At 60.7% G+C, this 14,782-nt stretch carries 16 protein-coding genes; 5 read left to right on the top strand and 11 right to left on the bottom strand.

Translation table 11 applies throughout. From position 1 onward, the window contains the following. Nucleotides 1-114: 114 nt before the first annotated feature. Both arnT and SFA35_RS13050 read left to right on the top strand, forming a co-directional pair. The gene (gene arnT / locus SFA35_RS13055) at nt 115-1,761 is read left to right on the top strand and encodes a lipid IV(A) 4-amino-4-deoxy-L-arabinosyltransferase (RefSeq protein ID WP_320570945.1); all 1,647 of its coding nucleotides are present in this window, start codon (nt 115-117) and stop codon (nt 1,759-1,761) included. 155 nt (nt 1,762-1,916) lie between these two features. Continuing rightward, nucleotides 1,917-3,251, top strand: coding sequence for a Gfo/Idh/MocA family oxidoreductase (locus SFA35_RS13050; protein WP_320570944.1), 1,335 nt, complete (start codon nt 1,917-1,919; stop codon nt 3,249-3,251). 14 nt (nt 3,252-3,265) lie between these two features. Here the strand turns inward: SFA35_RS13050 and SFA35_RS13045 are convergent, their stop codons facing one another. Then, nucleotides 3,266-3,532, bottom strand: coding sequence for a hypothetical protein (locus SFA35_RS13045; protein ID WP_320570943.1), 267 nt, complete (start codon nt 3,530-3,532; stop codon nt 3,266-3,268). A 289-nt stretch (nt 3,533-3,821) separates the two neighbouring features. Between SFA35_RS13045 and glgX the strand changes: the two genes are divergently transcribed. Continuing rightward, nucleotides 3,822-5,996, top strand: coding sequence for a glycogen debranching protein GlgX (gene glgX / locus SFA35_RS13040; protein ID WP_320570942.1), 2,175 nt, complete (start codon nt 3,822-3,824; stop codon nt 5,994-5,996). A 47-nt stretch (nt 5,997-6,043) separates the two neighbouring features. On the opposite strand, the gene SFA35_RS13035 is transcribed toward glgX, so the two are convergent. From SFA35_RS13035 to SFA35_RS13020, 4 genes are all read right to left on the bottom strand, one after another. Beyond that, the gene (locus tag SFA35_RS13035; protein WP_320570941.1) at nt 6,044-6,505 is read right to left on the bottom strand and encodes a YbaK/EbsC family protein; all 462 of its coding nucleotides are present in this window, start codon (nt 6,503-6,505) and stop codon (nt 6,044-6,046) included. Then, nucleotides 6,502-6,828 (bottom strand): hypothetical protein, encoded by a 327-nt coding sequence (locus tag SFA35_RS13030; protein ID WP_320570940.1) that lies wholly within the window; start codon nt 6,826-6,828, stop codon nt 6,502-6,504. The genes SFA35_RS13035 and SFA35_RS13030 overlap by 4 nt, the downstream gene beginning before the upstream one ends. A gap of 11 nt (nt 6,829-6,839) precedes the next feature. Then, nucleotides 6,840-7,100, bottom strand: coding sequence for a hypothetical protein (locus SFA35_RS13025; RefSeq protein ID WP_320570939.1), 261 nt, complete (start codon nt 7,098-7,100; stop codon nt 6,840-6,842). A gap of 160 nt (nt 7,101-7,260) precedes the next feature. Beyond that, nucleotides 7,261-8,088, bottom strand: a complete 828-nt coding sequence (locus SFA35_RS13020) for an amidohydrolase family protein (RefSeq protein WP_320570938.1) — start codon at nt 8,086-8,088, stop codon at nt 7,261-7,263. Between the two features lie 166 nt (nt 8,089-8,254). Between SFA35_RS13020 and SFA35_RS13015 the strand changes: the two genes are divergently transcribed. Together SFA35_RS13015 and sfnG are read left to right on the top strand one after the other, a co-directional pair. Then, the gene (locus SFA35_RS13015; protein WP_414058393.1) at nt 8,255-9,238 is read left to right on the top strand and encodes an MBL fold metallo-hydrolase; all 984 of its coding nucleotides are present in this window, start codon (nt 8,255-8,257) and stop codon (nt 9,236-9,238) included. Nucleotides 9,239-9,486: 248 nt separating this feature from the next. Continuing rightward, nucleotides 9,487-10,587: a dimethylsulfone monooxygenase SfnG gene (gene sfnG / locus SFA35_RS13010; RefSeq protein ID WP_320570936.1), complete on the top strand. Its 1,101-nt coding sequence runs from the start codon at nt 9,487-9,489 to the stop codon at nt 10,585-10,587. A 76-nt stretch (nt 10,588-10,663) separates the two neighbouring features. Here sfnG and SFA35_RS13005 read toward each other — a convergent pair whose 3' ends face one another. The 6 genes from SFA35_RS13005 to SFA35_RS12980 form a co-directional block, all read right to left on the bottom strand. Next, nucleotides 10,664-11,140, bottom strand: a complete 477-nt coding sequence (locus SFA35_RS13005) for an SMI1/KNR4 family protein (RefSeq protein WP_320570935.1) — start codon at nt 11,138-11,140, stop codon at nt 10,664-10,666. Between the two features lie 120 nt (nt 11,141-11,260). Then, on the bottom strand, nt 11,261-11,812 hold the full coding sequence (locus SFA35_RS13000) for an isochorismatase family protein (RefSeq protein WP_320570934.1): 552 nt from the start codon (nt 11,810-11,812) through the stop codon (nt 11,261-11,263). Between the two features lie 61 nt (nt 11,813-11,873). Further along, nucleotides 11,874-12,425 carry a hypothetical protein gene (locus tag SFA35_RS12995; RefSeq protein WP_320570933.1) on the bottom strand — a complete coding sequence of 184 codons (552 nt, stop codon included), beginning with the start codon at nt 12,423-12,425 and terminating at the stop codon, nt 11,874-11,876. 177 nt (nt 12,426-12,602) lie between these two features. Continuing rightward, nucleotides 12,603-12,974, bottom strand: coding sequence for a hypothetical protein (locus tag SFA35_RS12990; protein ID WP_320570932.1), 372 nt, complete (start codon nt 12,972-12,974; stop codon nt 12,603-12,605). Nucleotides 12,975-13,078: 104 nt separating this feature from the next. Beyond that, nucleotides 13,079-13,306 carry a hypothetical protein gene (locus SFA35_RS12985; RefSeq protein WP_320570931.1) on the bottom strand — a complete coding sequence of 76 codons (228 nt, stop codon included), beginning with the start codon at nt 13,304-13,306 and terminating at the stop codon, nt 13,079-13,081. 742 nt (nt 13,307-14,048) lie between these two features. Continuing rightward, nucleotides 14,049-14,774: a hypothetical protein gene (locus SFA35_RS12980; RefSeq protein ID WP_320570930.1), complete on the bottom strand. Its 726-nt coding sequence runs from the start codon at nt 14,772-14,774 to the stop codon at nt 14,049-14,051. Nucleotides 14,775-14,782: the final 8 nt, after the last annotated feature.

The raw sequence follows: 14,782 nt of genomic DNA, 5'->3' as shown, positions 1-14,782 counted from the left end.
GTCCCAAAATCCGCGCCCCCCACACTTCTTTGACGTCGCTTTCACCCGCGCCCGATTGCCCGCTTTCTATAGTGCGGGCAACTTTCTCAAAGCCGCTTGCGGGGCACCGTCACCATGACCCAACGTTGGGCATTGCCACTCCTGATTCTTGCGTTCGTACTGTTCTACCTGGCGCCGCTGGGCAGCCACGGCCTGTGGATTCCGGATGAGACCCGCTACGCCCAGGCCAGCCAGGAAATGCTCCTGAGCGGCCATTGGGCCACGCCGCATTTCATGGGCCTGCGCTATTTCGAAAAACCCGCCGCCGGGTACTGGATGATTGCCCTGGGCCAGGCCGTGTTCGGCCAGACGCTGTTCGGCGTGCGCATCGCCTCGGCCCTGAGCCTGGGGCTCAGCGTACTGCTGGCCTACGCGGTGGCTGGACGCCTGTGGCGCGATGCGCGCACCCGTCTGGCCTGCGCGGCGGTGTACATGAGCTTGTGCCTGATCGCGGCCGGCGCCGGTTACGCCAACCTCGACCCGCAGTTCAGCGCCTGGCTGAACCTGAGCATCGCCGCTGGCTTCTACGCCAGCGACAGCGAGCGCCGGCGCCAGCGCCTGGCCGCCTGGGCAGTGCTTGGGCTGGCCGCCGGTATGGCGTTCATGACCAAGGGCTTTCTGGCGCTGCTGCTGCCGGTGCTGGTGATTGCGCCGTACCTGATCTGGCAGCGACGCTTTCTCGAACTGGTGGGCTACGGCAGCCTGGCGATGCTGGTCGCGGTGCTGGTGGCGCTGCCCTGGGCGCTGACCATCCACACCCAGGAACCGGACTTCTGGCGCTATTTCTTCTGGGACGAGCACATCCGCCGCTTTGCCGGCAACGACGCCCAGCACGCCGCGCCGTTCTGGTATTACCTGCCGCTGCTGGCCCTGAGCAGCCTGCCATGGCTGGGCCTGCTGCCAGGCACCTTCGCGCAGGGCTGGCGCCAGCGCGGCGACCACCGGCAGGTGTTCGTGTGGCTGTGGCTGTTGCTGCCATTTCTGTTCTTCAGCATGGCCAAGGGCAAGCTGCCGTCCTACATCATGCCCTGCATGTTGCCGCTGGGCCTGCTGTTGGGGCGCTATCTGGTGACCCTGCTGGAGCAGGGCGCCACCCAGGTGCTGCGGCGCAACGCAGCGCTGAACCTGACACTGGGGGTGGCCGGGCTATTGGCCTTGGCGTTCTTCCAGTTCAAGCAGCCGATCTACGTCAACGAGCCTGCGCATCTGCTGTTGCTGCTGCTGGCCCTCGGCGCCTGGACCCTGGGCAATGCCCTGAGCCTCTGGCGCCCGGCGCGGCTGTGGGCAGCACCCGCCGTGGCGATGGGCGCCTTGCTGGCCTTGGCGCCGGCAGCGCTGCCGGACAAGGTGGTGGTGAACAAGACCCCGGACGTATTCATTGCCGAGCACGCGGGGCAGCTGCGCAGCGCCCACAGCCTGTTGAGCAACGAGCTGGGCACCGCCTCGGCCCTGGCCTGGCACACCGGCAAGCCGGACATCACCCTGTTCAACACCTCCGGCGAGACCAACTACGGCATGCGCTACCCCGATGCCCAGGGCCGCGCGGTGGGCATGGATCAGGTCCGGCAGTGGTTGCGGGCAGCGCGCAAGGCGGGCCCGGTGGGGGTGGCCATGCGGGTCAAGAGCAGCGACGAGCAGCGCGAATTGGCCCTGCTGCCCGCCGACGGGCAGCGGTATGAACAGGGCAGTGTGGTAATCGTGCTGTACGACCGCCTGCCTTGAGACCGGTCGGCAAAAAAAACCGAACTGCGCGCCACAGGCCAAAGTCCACCGCTGCACAGCCTGTGCCGGCCCGCCCCAACCCCGCTCGCCGACGACGTCAGGCCTGGGCGCTCAATCCCTGAGCGCCGTGCCAGTCCTGCTAGTGGAGAACGCGAGTGAACAATGACCTGGACGCTGCCACGGCCAACCGACGCCGTTTCCTCAAACTGACCGGTTCGGCCGTGGCCACTGCCGGTGTGGTCGGCCTGACCGGCCAGGCCGCCTGGGCACAAGGTGCTGCCCCATCGCCCGGCATGGCGGCCACGCCGGCCAGGGAGCTGCCGGCGGCGGTCAAGCTGCCGCCCATGCAGGAAGATAAAAGCGAGAAGGCCCAGATGCCGGTGCAACTGGGCAAGGACGGCCGCCTGGGGCTGGCCATCGTCGGCCTCGGGCGCCTGAGCCTGGAGGAGATCATGCCGGCGCTGGCCACCAGCAAGCGCTGCCGGGTCACCGCGCTGGTCAGTGGCGACCCAGCCAAGGCGCGCCAGGTAGCTGCGATGTATGACGTGCCCGAAAGCCATCTGTACAACTACGAGACCTTCGACCAACTGCGCGACAACCCGGACGTGCACGCGGTGTATATCGTCCTGCCCAACGCCCTGCACAAGGAATTTACCGTGCGCGCCGCCCATGCCGGCAAGCACGTACTGTGCGAAAAGCCCATGGCCACCTCGGTCGCCGATTGCCAGGCGATGATCGCTGCCTGCAAGGCGGCAGACCGCCGGCTGATGATTGCCTATCGCATTCAATACGAGCCCCTTGACCGCCAGGTCAAGGACTGGGTGCGCAACCGCGCGGCGCTGGGGCAGATCAAGCTGATCACGATGTCCAATTGCCAGAACCAATCGAAGCAGAACACCCGCCAGTGGCGCCACATCAAGGCGCTGGCCGGCGGCGGGGCGTTGCCGGACATCGGCCTGTACTGCCTCAACACCTCACGCTTCCTGTTGGGGGAGGAGCCGGTGGAGGTCCAGGCCAGCCTCTACAGTACCCCCGGCGACCCGCGCTTTACCGAGGTGGAAGAAGCCATCCTGTGGCAGATGCGCTTTCCCGGCGGCACCCGGGTGCAGTGCAACGCCAGCTATGGCACCTTCACCTCCAAGCACTACCGAGTGGTCGGCGACAGCGGTTGGGCCAACATGGACCCGGCATTCGCCTATCGCGGGCTGCAGCTCAAGCGCAGCCGCATTGCCAGTGACACAAGCGAGTTCATCGCGCCGGGCATCGAGCAGATCAGCCCGCCCGAGAAAAACCAGTTCGCCCTGGAGATGGACCATTTTGCCGACTGCGTTGCCAACGGCAAGCAACCGTGGACACCCGGCGAGGAGGGCCTGCAGGACCAGCGCATCATGGAGGCGATCTACCAGTCGGCCCACAGCGGCAAGCCGGTGGAGCTGCCGACGGTCAACGGCCTGGATGCCTTTCGCGGCACGCCGCCCAGCCCGTCCTGAACTGCCAGAGTGAGTCAGCCAGTGAAGTTGCCAAGGAAGGCGATGGTCGAGCCGCAGACTCCGGTCACCCGCCCCGAGTGTTCGCTGCCGTCGGGCAGCAGGATGCGCACGTAGGAGTCGGTGGCGACTTCGGGTTCGTCGCCCAGCAAGGTCACTTCATAAGTGCCGGGGGTCAAGTCCACCAAGGTGATGGTCTTGAGGCTCAAGGCAAAGCTGGTGAAGTCCTGGATACCGACTTCGGAAAACGCCACTTGCGCGAACCCCTGATAGAGCGATGTCATGTTCTTCCTTATCGTGGCGAGAGCACGCAATGATGTGCTAGCTATCCATCAGACGCCGCGCCGTGCCCATGGCGCCCACAGGCCGACGAATGACCTGTGTTTGGCTCGCAAGTATTTGGCCGGGCAGGATAAATCCACGCTATTGGTTGTCGCGCCAGGACCTCACCAGTCCCCGAAGGGACGGGAATGAAATTAAGCTGAACTGTTTTTCACCCGGGGCTTCTATCGTTAGACCCTTTTGGTCAAGCGTTTACGAATTCAGCCCGAATTTTCCCCGGAGTGATTGATCATGACCGATCAACCAGCGAACGACAGTGCAACTGATCAACCCCGTCCCGCCAGCCGCGTCAGCGAAGGTCTGCCGTACCCACTGGGCGCGACCTGGGATGGTTCGGGGGTCAACTTTGCGATTTTTTCCGCCAATGCCACCAAGGTCGAACTCTGCCTGTTCGACGCTGAAGGCAAGGAAGAGATCGAGCGCATCGCGCTCCCCGAATTCACCAACGAAATCTGGCACGGCTACCTGCCCGATGCCCGTCCCGGTACCCTTTATGGGTATCGCGTGCACGGCCCTTACGACCCGGCCAACGGCCACCGCTTCAACCCCAACAAACTGCTGATCGACCCCTACGCCAAGCAGATCTGGGGCGAGCTGCAGTGGGACGACGCCTTGTTCGGCTACACCGTGGGCCACGAAGACGGCGACCTCTCGTTCGACGAGCGCGACAGCGCGCCGTTCATGCCGCGCTGCCGGGTGATCGACCCGGCGTTCACCTGGGGCAACACGCCCAAGCCGAACGTGCCGTGGGAGAACACCGTGTTCTACGAGACCCACGTGCGCGGCTTCACCATGCGTCACCCCTCGGTACGTGAAGCGGAGCGGGGCACCTTTGCCGCCTTCCACGAGAACGACGTGGTCGAGTACATCCGCTCGCTCGGCGTGACCTCGGTGGAACTGATGCCGGTGCATTACTTCCTCGACGACAACCACCTGCTGGAAAAAGGCCTGCGCAACTTCTGGGGCTACAACACCCTGGGCTTCTTCGCACCCCATGGCCGCTACCTGGCCGGGCAGTCGATCGGCGAATTCAAAGTGATGGTCTCGCGTTTTCACAAGGCCGGTCTGGAAGTCATCCTCGACGTGGTCTACAACCACACCGCCGAAGGCAACGAGATGGGTCCGACCCTCTCGCTCAAAGGCATCGACAACGCCAGCTACTACCGCCTGATGCCCGACGATGCACGCTACTACATCAACGACACCGGCACCGGCAACACCCTGAACATGAGCCACCCGTGCGTGCTGCAGATGGTCACCGACTCGCTGCGCTACTGGAGTTCGGAGATGGGCGTGGACGGTTTCCGCTTCGACCTGGCGACCATTCTCGGCCGGGAGGCCCATGGTTTCAGCGAAGGCGGGGGCTTCCTCGACGCCTGCCGCCAGGACCCGGTGCTGGCCAAAGTCAAGCTGGTGGCCGAGCCCTGGGACTGTGGCCCCGGTGGCTACCAGGTGGGCAACTTCCCGCCGGGCTGGATGGAATGGAACGACAAGTTCCGCGACATCTCCCGGGCCTTCTGGAAAGGCGACGACGAGATGCTCGGCGACTTTGCGAAGATCTTCCTGGGCTCGGGCGACCAGTTCAACCGTCGCGGCCGCAAGCCGGCGTCCTCGGTGAATTTCATCACCGCCCACGACGGTTTCACCCTCAACGACCTGGTTTCCTACAACGACAAGCACAACGAAGCCAACGGTGAAGACAACCGTGACGGCCACTCGGACAACAAGTCGTGGAACTGCGGCGTCGAAGGCCCGACCGAAGACCCGGAAATCCTCGCGCTGCGCTACCGGCAGATGCGCAACCTCCTAGCCACCTTGTTCCTCGCCCAAGGCACGCCGATGCTGCTGGCCGGTGACGAGTTCGCTCGCACCCAGGGCGGCAGCAACAACGCCTACTGCCAGGACAGCGAGATCGGCTGGGTCGATTGGAACGTCAGCGAGCAGAGCGCCGAGCTGCAGGATTTCGTGCGCTACCTGATCGAGCTGCGCGCACGCTACCCGCTGCTGCGCCGCAACCGTTTCTTCACCGGCGAGTATGACGAAGGCATGGGCGTGAAAGACGTCAGCTGGATTCAACCCAACGGTTCGGAAATGGGCACCGAGCAGTGGCAGGACGGCAACAACCGCTGCATGGGCATCCTGCTCGACGGTCGCACCAAGGCCAGTGGTATCCAGCGCGAGGGCGTCGACAACTCGCTGTTGATCATCGTCAACGCGCACCACGACGTGGTGTCATTCACCTTGCCGCAAGTGCCGCAGGGGGCCAAGTGGGTGTTGCAACTGGACACCAACCAGCCGGATCTGGACCTGGGCGAAACCTTCGAGTTCGGCGCCGAGTACCAGGTGACCGGTCGTTCGGTGCTGATGTTCGAGCTGAAAAAACCTAGCTCGCGCAAGCGCAAGTAAGCAAGAAGCGGGTTTGACGCGATAGCGCGTCAAACCCGCCACTCTGATCACCCCTGCACGACATCCACCCACTGCGCCTTGACCAGACTCGCCATCCGTTGGGGATTCAAGCGCACCGCCGCATTGATCGCGCCGCCGGCCGGCAGTACTTCGTCGAAAGCCTGCAGCGACACATCGCAATACACCGCCACGCCCTCCGGCAAGCCGAACGGGCAGACCCCGCCCACCGGATGCCCGGTGTACGCTTCTACCTCCTCGGCACCGAGCATCTTTGCCTTGACCCCGAACCGCTCCTTGAACTTGCGGTTGTCCAGCCGTGCATCGCCACGGGTGACGATGAGGATGACCTGTTCATTGACCCGCAGAGAAAGTGACTTGGCAATCTGCCCCGGCTCCACCTGATGGGCCAGCGCGGCCAGGGCCACGGTGGCCGTGCTTTCAGGCAGCTCGATGACGGCAAGGTCGGGGGCATGGTCGGCGAGGAAGGATTTGACGCTGGCAAGACTCATGGACGCTCCTTGTGGGCAAGCGACTCGTACCAAGCCGCATAGGGGGTGTGGCGGACCTGCCGGCGGTTGAAGTCCGGGCTGCCGTCATTCCACCATACCGGGCCGCGCTCGCCGAGCGCCACCTTGGCGTCCTGCACCTGGGCACGGGCGGCGCGCAACTGCGCATCGTCGGCCGATGCCTTGGCTGACTTGACCGCGCGGCGAGCGGCCATCAGCGCCTTGACCCAGCGTTGGCGCACGGCGTCGTCGAGGCTTGGGTTGGTGCATCGCCAGAGTTGACCCTTGACCACGAAATAGCGGCCGTCCGGGGTGGTGGGGTGCATGTCGACTCCAGTCAGGCGGGAGGCTGCTCGGCCTTGCGGCATTCCAGCCGGTTCTTTTTCAGGCCGCGCATATTCATCAGTGCCAGCACCACCTCCAGGGTAATCAAGCCATAGGCGTCGTGGCTGGCGCCCCAAATCACCCACAACACATTCCCGATGGTGAAGCACCAGAACGCGATGATCCGCCGCCGCGCTCGCACCGAGCCCATGAACCAGGCCGCCAGTACCGTGACGGCCATGGCCGGCCATTGCAGTAATTCGATGAAGTTCATGCTGTGCCAACCGCTGGAATGATTGACCTAATAGGCACACCGGCGGGGCACGAAGTTCACAAAACCCTGTAGACCTTCAAGCCTGCCTTCGCCGCGAATCACCGTGGGAGCGGGCAGAGCCCGCGATCTTTCGATCTGCCCTCACCCTAGCTCGCCAGCTTCACGCAAACCCGAACAGCGCGCGCGGGGTATGCCACAACACCTGCTCACGCTCGCGAGCCGACGGCACCAGCGCCTCGATCAGCAGCAACAGCGTGCCGATATCCATCCGCTCGGCGGCGCGCAGGAACGGCCAATCCGAACCCCAGAGGCAGCGCTCGGCGCCGAAGGCCTGCAGCAGCGCCTGCTGATACGGCCGGCCATCGGCGTAGGGGTAGGGCTCGCGGGAAAACTTCGACAGCCCGGACAATTTCACATAGGTACGCCCGTGCTCGGCCAGCGTCAGCAGTGCCTGGAAGGCCGGTTGCTGCAGGCCAGTCGTGACGTCCGGGCGGCCGCTGTGGTCGATCAGCAGGCGGGTGGACGTGCGTTGCAGCAACGGCAGCAGCGCCGGCAACTGTTTGTCCATGACTTGAATCTGGGCAAACAGATCAAGCTCGGCCAGGCGGCCCATCAGTGCGTCAATGGCGACGAAGGGCGCAGTGCCGAGCATGGCTACGTTCAAGGCAATCCCCACCACGCCCTGGGCCTTGAGCTCGGCCAGCGCCTGGCTGTCGATGTCCAGCGGCACCACGGCAATGCCGCGAAAGCGCGCCGGCTGCTCGGCCAGTGCGGCCAGCAGGCAGCGGTTGTCGGTGTTGTAGCCCGACGTCGGCCCGACGATCAGCGAGTGCTGGATGTTGTAGGCCTGCATCACCGCGAGGTATTGCTGCTGGGTCCCCACTTCGTGGCCTTCAGGGCGGTAGGCGGTGTCCGCCACATAGGGGTAGTGCTGCGGGTCGAACAAATGGTGATGGCAGTCGATCTTGGGTTCGGTCAATACGCTCATGAGTCACTCGCAAGGGTGGGCGCCGGGCTCGACCGGGCCATGATGCCCCAACAGCCCGCCACCGGGCAAAACCCGCAGCACGCCGCTTCCACATCGCGCACAGACCATCAAGCCGCCGCCCGGCGGGGCGCGCAACATGCCGGCTTCGCTCACGAGGTCACTTGCCATGCCGGGATACGCCCGTTACGCCCTGCCGTTGCTTGCCTGTGTCATGGCAGCGGCCGCCGCCGCCCAGCCGGCGGCCCAACAAAAAAGTCAGGTCCCGGGCTATTTTCGCCTGGCGGTGGGCGACTACGAGGTGAACGCCCTGTACGACGGCTACAACGACCTGGCCCCCAGCCTGCTGCAAGGCATGAGCCCGGCGCAGATCCGCGCCTTGCTGGCCCGCCAGGCCATCGATGGGGCGGCGGTGCAGACCACCTTCAACGCCTTTCTGATCAACACCGGCGAACATCTGGTGCTGGTCGACACGGGCGCCGGGCAATGCATCGGCGCCACCGCCGGCCACCTGTTGGCCAACATGCACGCAGCCGGCTACGAGCCTGAACAGGTCGAGACCATCCTGCTCACCCACATGCACCTGGACCACGTCTGCGGGCTGGTGGACGCCCGCGGCGCGGCGCTGTTCCCCAACGCCAAGGTCTACGCCGCACAGGCTGAAGCCGATTATTGGCTGAGCAAGAAGGAGGAGGCCGCCGCCCCGGAGAAATCCCGCGACGGCTTCGAGGTGGCCCAGCATTCGGTGGCGCCCTATGTCGCCAGCGGGCAGTGGGCAACGTTCACGCCACCGGCGTCACCCCTGCCGTTCGTGCAGACCCAGCTCAAGGCGGGTCATACCCCGGGCAGCACCACCTACCGCTTCGAGTCCAAGGGCCAGTCGATCGTCTTCATCGGCGACCTGATCCACAACGTCGCCGTGCAGTTCGAGCACCCACAGGTGGCGATCCGCTTCGACGTCGACCCGGCCAAGGCCATCGCCAGCCGCCTGAGCGAGTTCAGCGAACTGGCCCGAGACCATCAGTGGCTGGCTGCCGCACACCTGCCGTTCCCCGGCATCGGCCATGTCACCGGCCAGAGTCCGAGCTTTCATTGGGCCCCGGCGGCCTATGGCCCTTACCAGCGTGCTGCGCACGTGCCGTTGTTGCAGTAGGCCAGCGTCGATCGAGCTCCTCCCTGTGGCGAGTCTTGTGCTTGCGCCTGCCCGACCCCTTGGCGTCGGGCTTTTTTTTCGGGTGTTGCTGACGCAACAGCACTTGTGCAGCTTGCCCCGGCACGGACATCAAGGATCTGCGCTCAGCTGGCAACGCATTGAATGGATTGGCAAAAATGCGCTGGCACGGTTGCTGCTCACATCCCTGGCAGTGAGGTGACGTCCACCTTCAACACGGAGAAGCCCGCATGAGCTCACACCCGATAAAGTTCGCCTACTGGGTGCCCAATGTCAGCGGTGGCCTGGTGGTCAGCAAGATCGAGCAGCGCACCGGCTGGGACATCGACTACAACCGAAAGCTGGCGCAGATCGCCGAACGCTCGGGGTTCGAGTACGCCTTGACGCAGATCCGCTTCACCGCCGGCTACGGCGCCGAATACCAGCACGAGTCGGTCGCCTTCAGCCACGCGCTGCTGGCCGCCACCGAGCGCCTGAAGGTGATCGCCGCGATCCTGCCAGGCCCATGGACGCCCGCCGTGGTGGCCAAGCAACTGGCGACCATCGACCAGCTGACCGCCGGCCGCGTGGCGATCAACATCGTCAGCGGCTGGTTCAAGGGCGAATTCACCGCCATCGGCGAACCCTGGCTGGAGCACGACGAGCGCTATCGCCGCTCCGAAGAGTTCATCCGCGCCCTGAAGGGCATCTGGACCACCGACAACTTCACCTTCAAGGGCGACTTCTACCGCTTCCACGACTACAACCTGCGGCCCAAGCCGCTGCAACAGCCTCACCCGGAAATCTTCCAGGGCGGCAGCTCGCGGGCCGCGCGCGACATGGCCGCGCGGGTCTCCGACTGGTACTTCACCAACGGCAACACGGTCGAAGGCATCAAGGCCCAGGTTGCAGACATCCGCGCCAAGGCCGCCGCCAACGGCCATACGGTGAAGATCGGCGTCAACGCCTTCATCATCGCCCGCGACACCGAGGAACAGGCGCGCGAAGTGCTCGCCGAAATCATCGACAAAGCCGACCCCGAGGCGGTCAACGCCTTTGGCGACGCCGCCCGGCAGGCCGGCAAGGCCAGCCCGGAAGGCGAGGGCAACTGGGCCAAGTCCAGTTTCGAAGACCTGGTGCAGTACAACGACGGCTTCAAGACCAACCTGATCGGCACCCCCCGGCAGATCGCCGAGCGCATCGTCGCGCTCAAGGCGGCCGGGGTCGACCTGGTACTGTCGGCCTTTCTGCACTTTCAGGAAGAGGTTGAATACTTCGGCCAGCACGTGCTGCCGCTGGTGCGCGAGCTTGAAGGGGCAGGGCAGTTGCAGGCGCAGGTGGAACCGGCCTGAGATAAGCCTGGCGGGCCCGGTGAACGCCAGTGGTTACCGGGCCAGCAATGCCTCGGCCGACAGCACTTCAGCGTGGTCACTGGCTAGGGCCAGCGACGTGGGCAACAATTCGTTTATACAAAAACTCATGGAAGTCCGACGCATACCTTACAGTCTCGCCAGAAGGAAGCCGAAGTGTCACTGGGCAATCACCCCCTTCAAACTGTGAATAGTTGAAGAAAAAAACCTCCCCGGCATCAGTTTCACTCACCACAAGTTGATCGACTTCAATCAGCTCATTCTTCATACCGACGAGGTGTTGATAGACGATGTCTCCGCCATTGACGCTCTCGAAGTCCACTCCATAGAGGCTATAGATTTCCTCGGTGCCAATCTCGCCCCCCGCATAGGTTTTCAAAAACCACTTGTACGTCCTTGGCAGTTCGAGTCCCAGGCGCTGCTCTGCCAGTGTGATCCAGTGATCATCCACTCGATCAGCTTCACTGCCAAAACACACGATTTCAGGATGCAGCGACACTAACTGCTCGATTTGCTGCGTTGTCACCTTGCTCATGCTCGACTCTCGAAGTTTTCAGATCGTTTTATCGCACCACTCACGCTTTTATGCCGCTTACATCTGCAACGATGCAAGCTGACCGCCCTGAGGTCGGCCCGCGCATTCGGGCTGCCCCTATTACCCGACCAGCAATGCCTCGGCCGTGACCACTTCCGCGTACTCGCCGGCCAGTATCGCCAGCGTCAACTCGTGGACGCTGGCCGCATCCCAGCTCTTGCCCGCGTCGCCTGCCACCGGTACCGCAGTGGTGGCGTCTGCCGGCAGGATGATCTCGTAGCCCAGCGCCTTGCCGGCGCGCACGGTGGCATCCATGCTGTGGTGAATCACCACCCCGGTGAGCACCACCCGGCGCACCTGCATACCCTTGAGCAGCGCGTCCAGCTCGGTGCCGATGAAGGCACAATTGTGCTGCTTGACGATCACCGGCTCGCCCGCGATGGGCGCAACTTCGCGCTTGATGGCGTTCCATGGACCATGAGTGTGATAAGTGGAGGCGGGGTTGGCTTCATCATGCTTGACGTGCAGCACCGGCCAGCCGTTGCCCCGCCAATGGGCCAGCAGGCGCTGGATCACGGCGAGGTAGCCGGGGTTGTTCTTGCCATTCCAGCGGGGCTGGTCGATGGCGTCCTGGACGTCGAGGATGATCAAGGGGGTGAGGATGCTGGTCATGGGCGGGTCTTGCGCGGATTGGAAATGGGGGGGCGATATCGGGGCAGTTGCGGGATTCAAGTCAGCCCTGCAGCAGGGTAATCGCGCTGATATATTGATTGGCGACATGATCAAGCGGTACGCCTTGCCCATCTATTCGCAGGAGACCGTACGGCTCGGTGGTGTAAAAACGCTCTTCATCGTCGTCGAATATAAGGTCCGTGTGGGCAAGCAGATCGGACACCTTGCTTCCCAGCTTTGCACCGCCTGGGAGACGCCCACGATAGACCAAACCTTCCACCTCATCACCCGGGAAGCTGAAATTATAAGCCGTTATTTCAAGTATTTTCTGATTATTCAGTGCGACGCCTAACGCGTAGGTGCCCTTGTTGAATTTATGGATACGACTATCATCCAGCAATACAAATACGTATGCCTCATCGACGAAATCATTAAGAGAGGTTTCTATTCTCTTTAGTAATGGTGAGCTTTCGAATTGGTAAATATCCGATGCGGACTTCAGCCGGTAATGCTCAAGAGCTTCGACCAGCGCGTCAGAGGTGATATCAAGAGGGATTCCGGCCAATGACTTGCCGGGTACGACAGGGGCGTTCCAGGAAATTTTCACTGTCATGATTTGTCCAACCATTTAAGCGGTCGTATGTTACCGATATCTTGTCACGGGTCCGGTCAATGCTGGCTACGGCCATGGTGAACCCGTTCTCCAGACCGGTGAGGTCGTCTATAGGTAGGTTCGACCGACACGGTGTCGACCTGGCTGATTTCATTGTTTCAATGCATCTGCAAAACCTTATATATCCGAAGGGATACCGGACTGGCCGTCTTCTTTGCTGATCTTCCATTTACCAAGATCCGTCCATTCAAACTTGATTTCATAGGTGAAATCCGACCTGACAACCAGCAAAAATAGCCCTTTATTTTTATCGACTTCCTTCACCAAGGATATTGATAAAGCCTCCATATCCTCATAAAAGCCTACGCACTTGAACCCATCGAAAAAAAATCCTTCACCCCGTACTGAATAGAGAGCGGTTGAATCTATCTGAAGCTTGTCGAAGCTGAAGCGGTAATATGCCGCCTCCCAATCGTTGTTACGCTGACTGGAAACATCTATCAGCTTTTTTGCCAACTCTATAACTACTGCACTGGCTTTTTGATTCATTTTAATTCCTAGATATGGTCCACGGCACTACTGGATCTCGATGATACTCCGCTATCGAGCGCAGCCGAACGCCTGAGTAATTCGGGGGGGGGCGTAATTGGCCCCTACTTACATCCGAACACGCCAACCTCTTGAACTGGCTCAGCCCGTCCAGCACCGCCGGTCGGCTTGCAGGCAAATGTAACAAATAATGATTTTTTTGACACGCCCCCTGTCCGGCATTTTTGCCGCTGATAGGTGCCGATTATGATCATCGATTTGGGCGTCGCCTTGATCCCGATGGCGCTGGGCAAGGTCATGGTGCCGCCCATCACCATCTCGATGCCGCTCAACTCACGCTGTTCCTGCTGATTGACGGCTGGGGCCTGATCGCGAAAACCCTGATTCGCTCCGCCAGCTAGCCCGCCGCCAATTTACCCTAGGGCCCTTAGGCTGCTGAATAAGGCAATACGCTGATCGCACACATGAACGGGTCAAGTCTTTCTTCAAGCGCAGCAGCTTGGTCACTTATCCTGACTAAGCGATGATCGTCATAAGAATAAAATCGCTCTTAACAATCATCAAGCTTTAAATTTTTCAGGTGTAACAAATCGTAGAGCTGGTTGCTCAGCTTTACTCCATCCGGGAGAGCCCGTTAGAAACAAATCTCTCAGCTGCATCACCAGAAAACTGGAGTTATGGGCTGGGATTTCAAAAACTTGCTTTTTGAATGAGCTGCCACTAAGAAATGAAATAACTATAAGGTGTATGCCTCTTCACCGGCAAATTTTGTATGAATCCTCCTGAGAATAGGCGAATCTAAAATTTATAAGCATCATCAATCCCCCTGATCCGGTATCGCCTATCGCATCAGCAAGTTCTTCAGGGGTTGTAAAGCGAAATCCCCGCCAACGATTCATTTGGTACTACCGGCGCACCCTATGAAATACATTTTCGACATTAGCCTTTACTCCAAAGTGTCATTTTTTGTATTGAACCACACTTTTTCACCTCTGGGGCTCATGCATTTTTCGCCACTGCACGATCAAAACATGGCGCCGCCGCGATATCCAGTTGCACAATTTTTCGTTTTGGCTATGGTGCCGATTCGGCCCGGAAATCAAACGCTCCATGATTTCGGAGCAAATAATGTTCCAGATACCTATCAAGGGTATGTGTAGGATGTTCGAGCACATAAATATCATTAAAGTTGCCGTTCTTGATATGAAGAACCTTTCGTTGCTTGCTCATCGCATTCGTGAATAATCCATCCCCCGCTTCTGTGACTAGCCAGCAATCTAGTATAAAAGAAGGGTTGGCTTGTTTGAACGCTTTCGCTGATTTCAAGCCCACCCTCACTTCCCTGCAGTAGTCTTCTACAGATAGCCTGCCTGCATAACTGGTCGGCGTGTTTTTCCATTGCAGTGGCAGACCCGAGCCTTCAGTCACGTAAAATGATTCAAAAGATCTATAATTTTCTTTCCACCCTTCAGGTAGCATATAATGGCTCCGATCAAAGTCCGGTCCTTGTATCGGATTGTATTTACTTTTCAATTTAAAAAAAATATTGCTATCTGGGGATACAGCAATTAAATATGGCACCCACATAGAGTCCACATTGCGAAAAGCAACGACAGGCTTCTCCCAATAGTGTTGAATGGCAGCCGTAGCCAATGGAAATTTCTCCGAAAATCCTGGAAACATATTCGCGAAATTTAGCCCTAGCGATTCCTTTACTTCATCGCGTAACTCAGCACAAATTTCTGCTCTGATATCTGAGCCTTGCGTGAAGACGTAATCAAAGCGTTCCGGTTTTAGCATTTTATTTA

It is taken from the genome of Pseudomonas sp. HR96 (assembly GCF_034059295.1).
Taxonomy (GTDB): Bacteria; Pseudomonadota; Gammaproteobacteria; order Pseudomonadales; family Pseudomonadaceae; genus Aquipseudomonas.
The sequence above is the reverse complement of the archived record's forward strand: the minus strand, read 5'-3'. Positions and strand labels throughout refer to the sequence as shown.

Bases quoted from the DNA above. Each gene is read 5' to 3' on its own strand.
- SFA35_RS12980 (WP_320570930.1), bottom strand. From the start codon at position 14,774: ATGCTAAAACCGGAACGCTTTGATTACGTCTTCACGCAAGGCTCAGAT.
- SFA35_RS13030 (WP_320570940.1), bottom strand. From the start codon at position 6,828: ATGCACCCCACCACCCCGGACGGCCGCTATTTCGTGGTCAAGGGTCAA.
- sfnG (WP_320570936.1), top strand. From the start codon at position 9,487: ATGAGCTCACACCCGATAAAGTTCGCCTACTGGGTGCCCAATGTCAGC.
- SFA35_RS13035 (WP_320570941.1), bottom strand. From the start codon at position 6,505: ATGAGTCTTGCCAGCGTCAAATCCTTCCTCGCCGACCATGCCCCCGAC.
- SFA35_RS12995 (WP_320570933.1), bottom strand. From the start codon at position 12,425: ATGACAGTGAAAATTTCCTGGAACGCCCCTGTCGTACCCGGCAAGTCA.
- SFA35_RS13045 (WP_320570943.1), bottom strand. From the start codon at position 3,532: ATGACATCGCTCTATCAGGGGTTCGCGCAAGTGGCGTTTTCCGAAGTC.
- SFA35_RS13020 (WP_320570938.1), bottom strand. From the start codon at position 8,088: ATGAGCGTATTGACCGAACCCAAGATCGACTGCCATCACCATTTGTTC.
- SFA35_RS13015 (WP_414058393.1), top strand. From the start codon at position 8,255: ATGCCGGGATACGCCCGTTACGCCCTGCCGTTGCTTGCCTGTGTCATG.
- SFA35_RS13000 (WP_320570934.1), bottom strand. From the start codon at position 11,812: ATGACCAGCATCCTCACCCCCTTGATCATCCTCGACGTCCAGGACGCC.
- arnT (WP_320570945.1), top strand. From the start codon at position 115: ATGACCCAACGTTGGGCATTGCCACTCCTGATTCTTGCGTTCGTACTG.
- SFA35_RS13005 (WP_320570935.1), bottom strand. From the start codon at position 11,140: ATGAGCAAGGTGACAACGCAGCAAATCGAGCAGTTAGTGTCGCTGCAT.
- SFA35_RS13025 (WP_320570939.1), bottom strand. From the start codon at position 7,100: ATGAACTTCATCGAATTACTGCAATGGCCGGCCATGGCCGTCACGGTA.
- SFA35_RS12990 (WP_320570932.1), bottom strand. From the start codon at position 12,974: ATGAATCAAAAAGCCAGTGCAGTAGTTATAGAGTTGGCAAAAAAGCTG.
- glgX (WP_320570942.1), top strand. From the start codon at position 3,822: ATGACCGATCAACCAGCGAACGACAGTGCAACTGATCAACCCCGTCCC.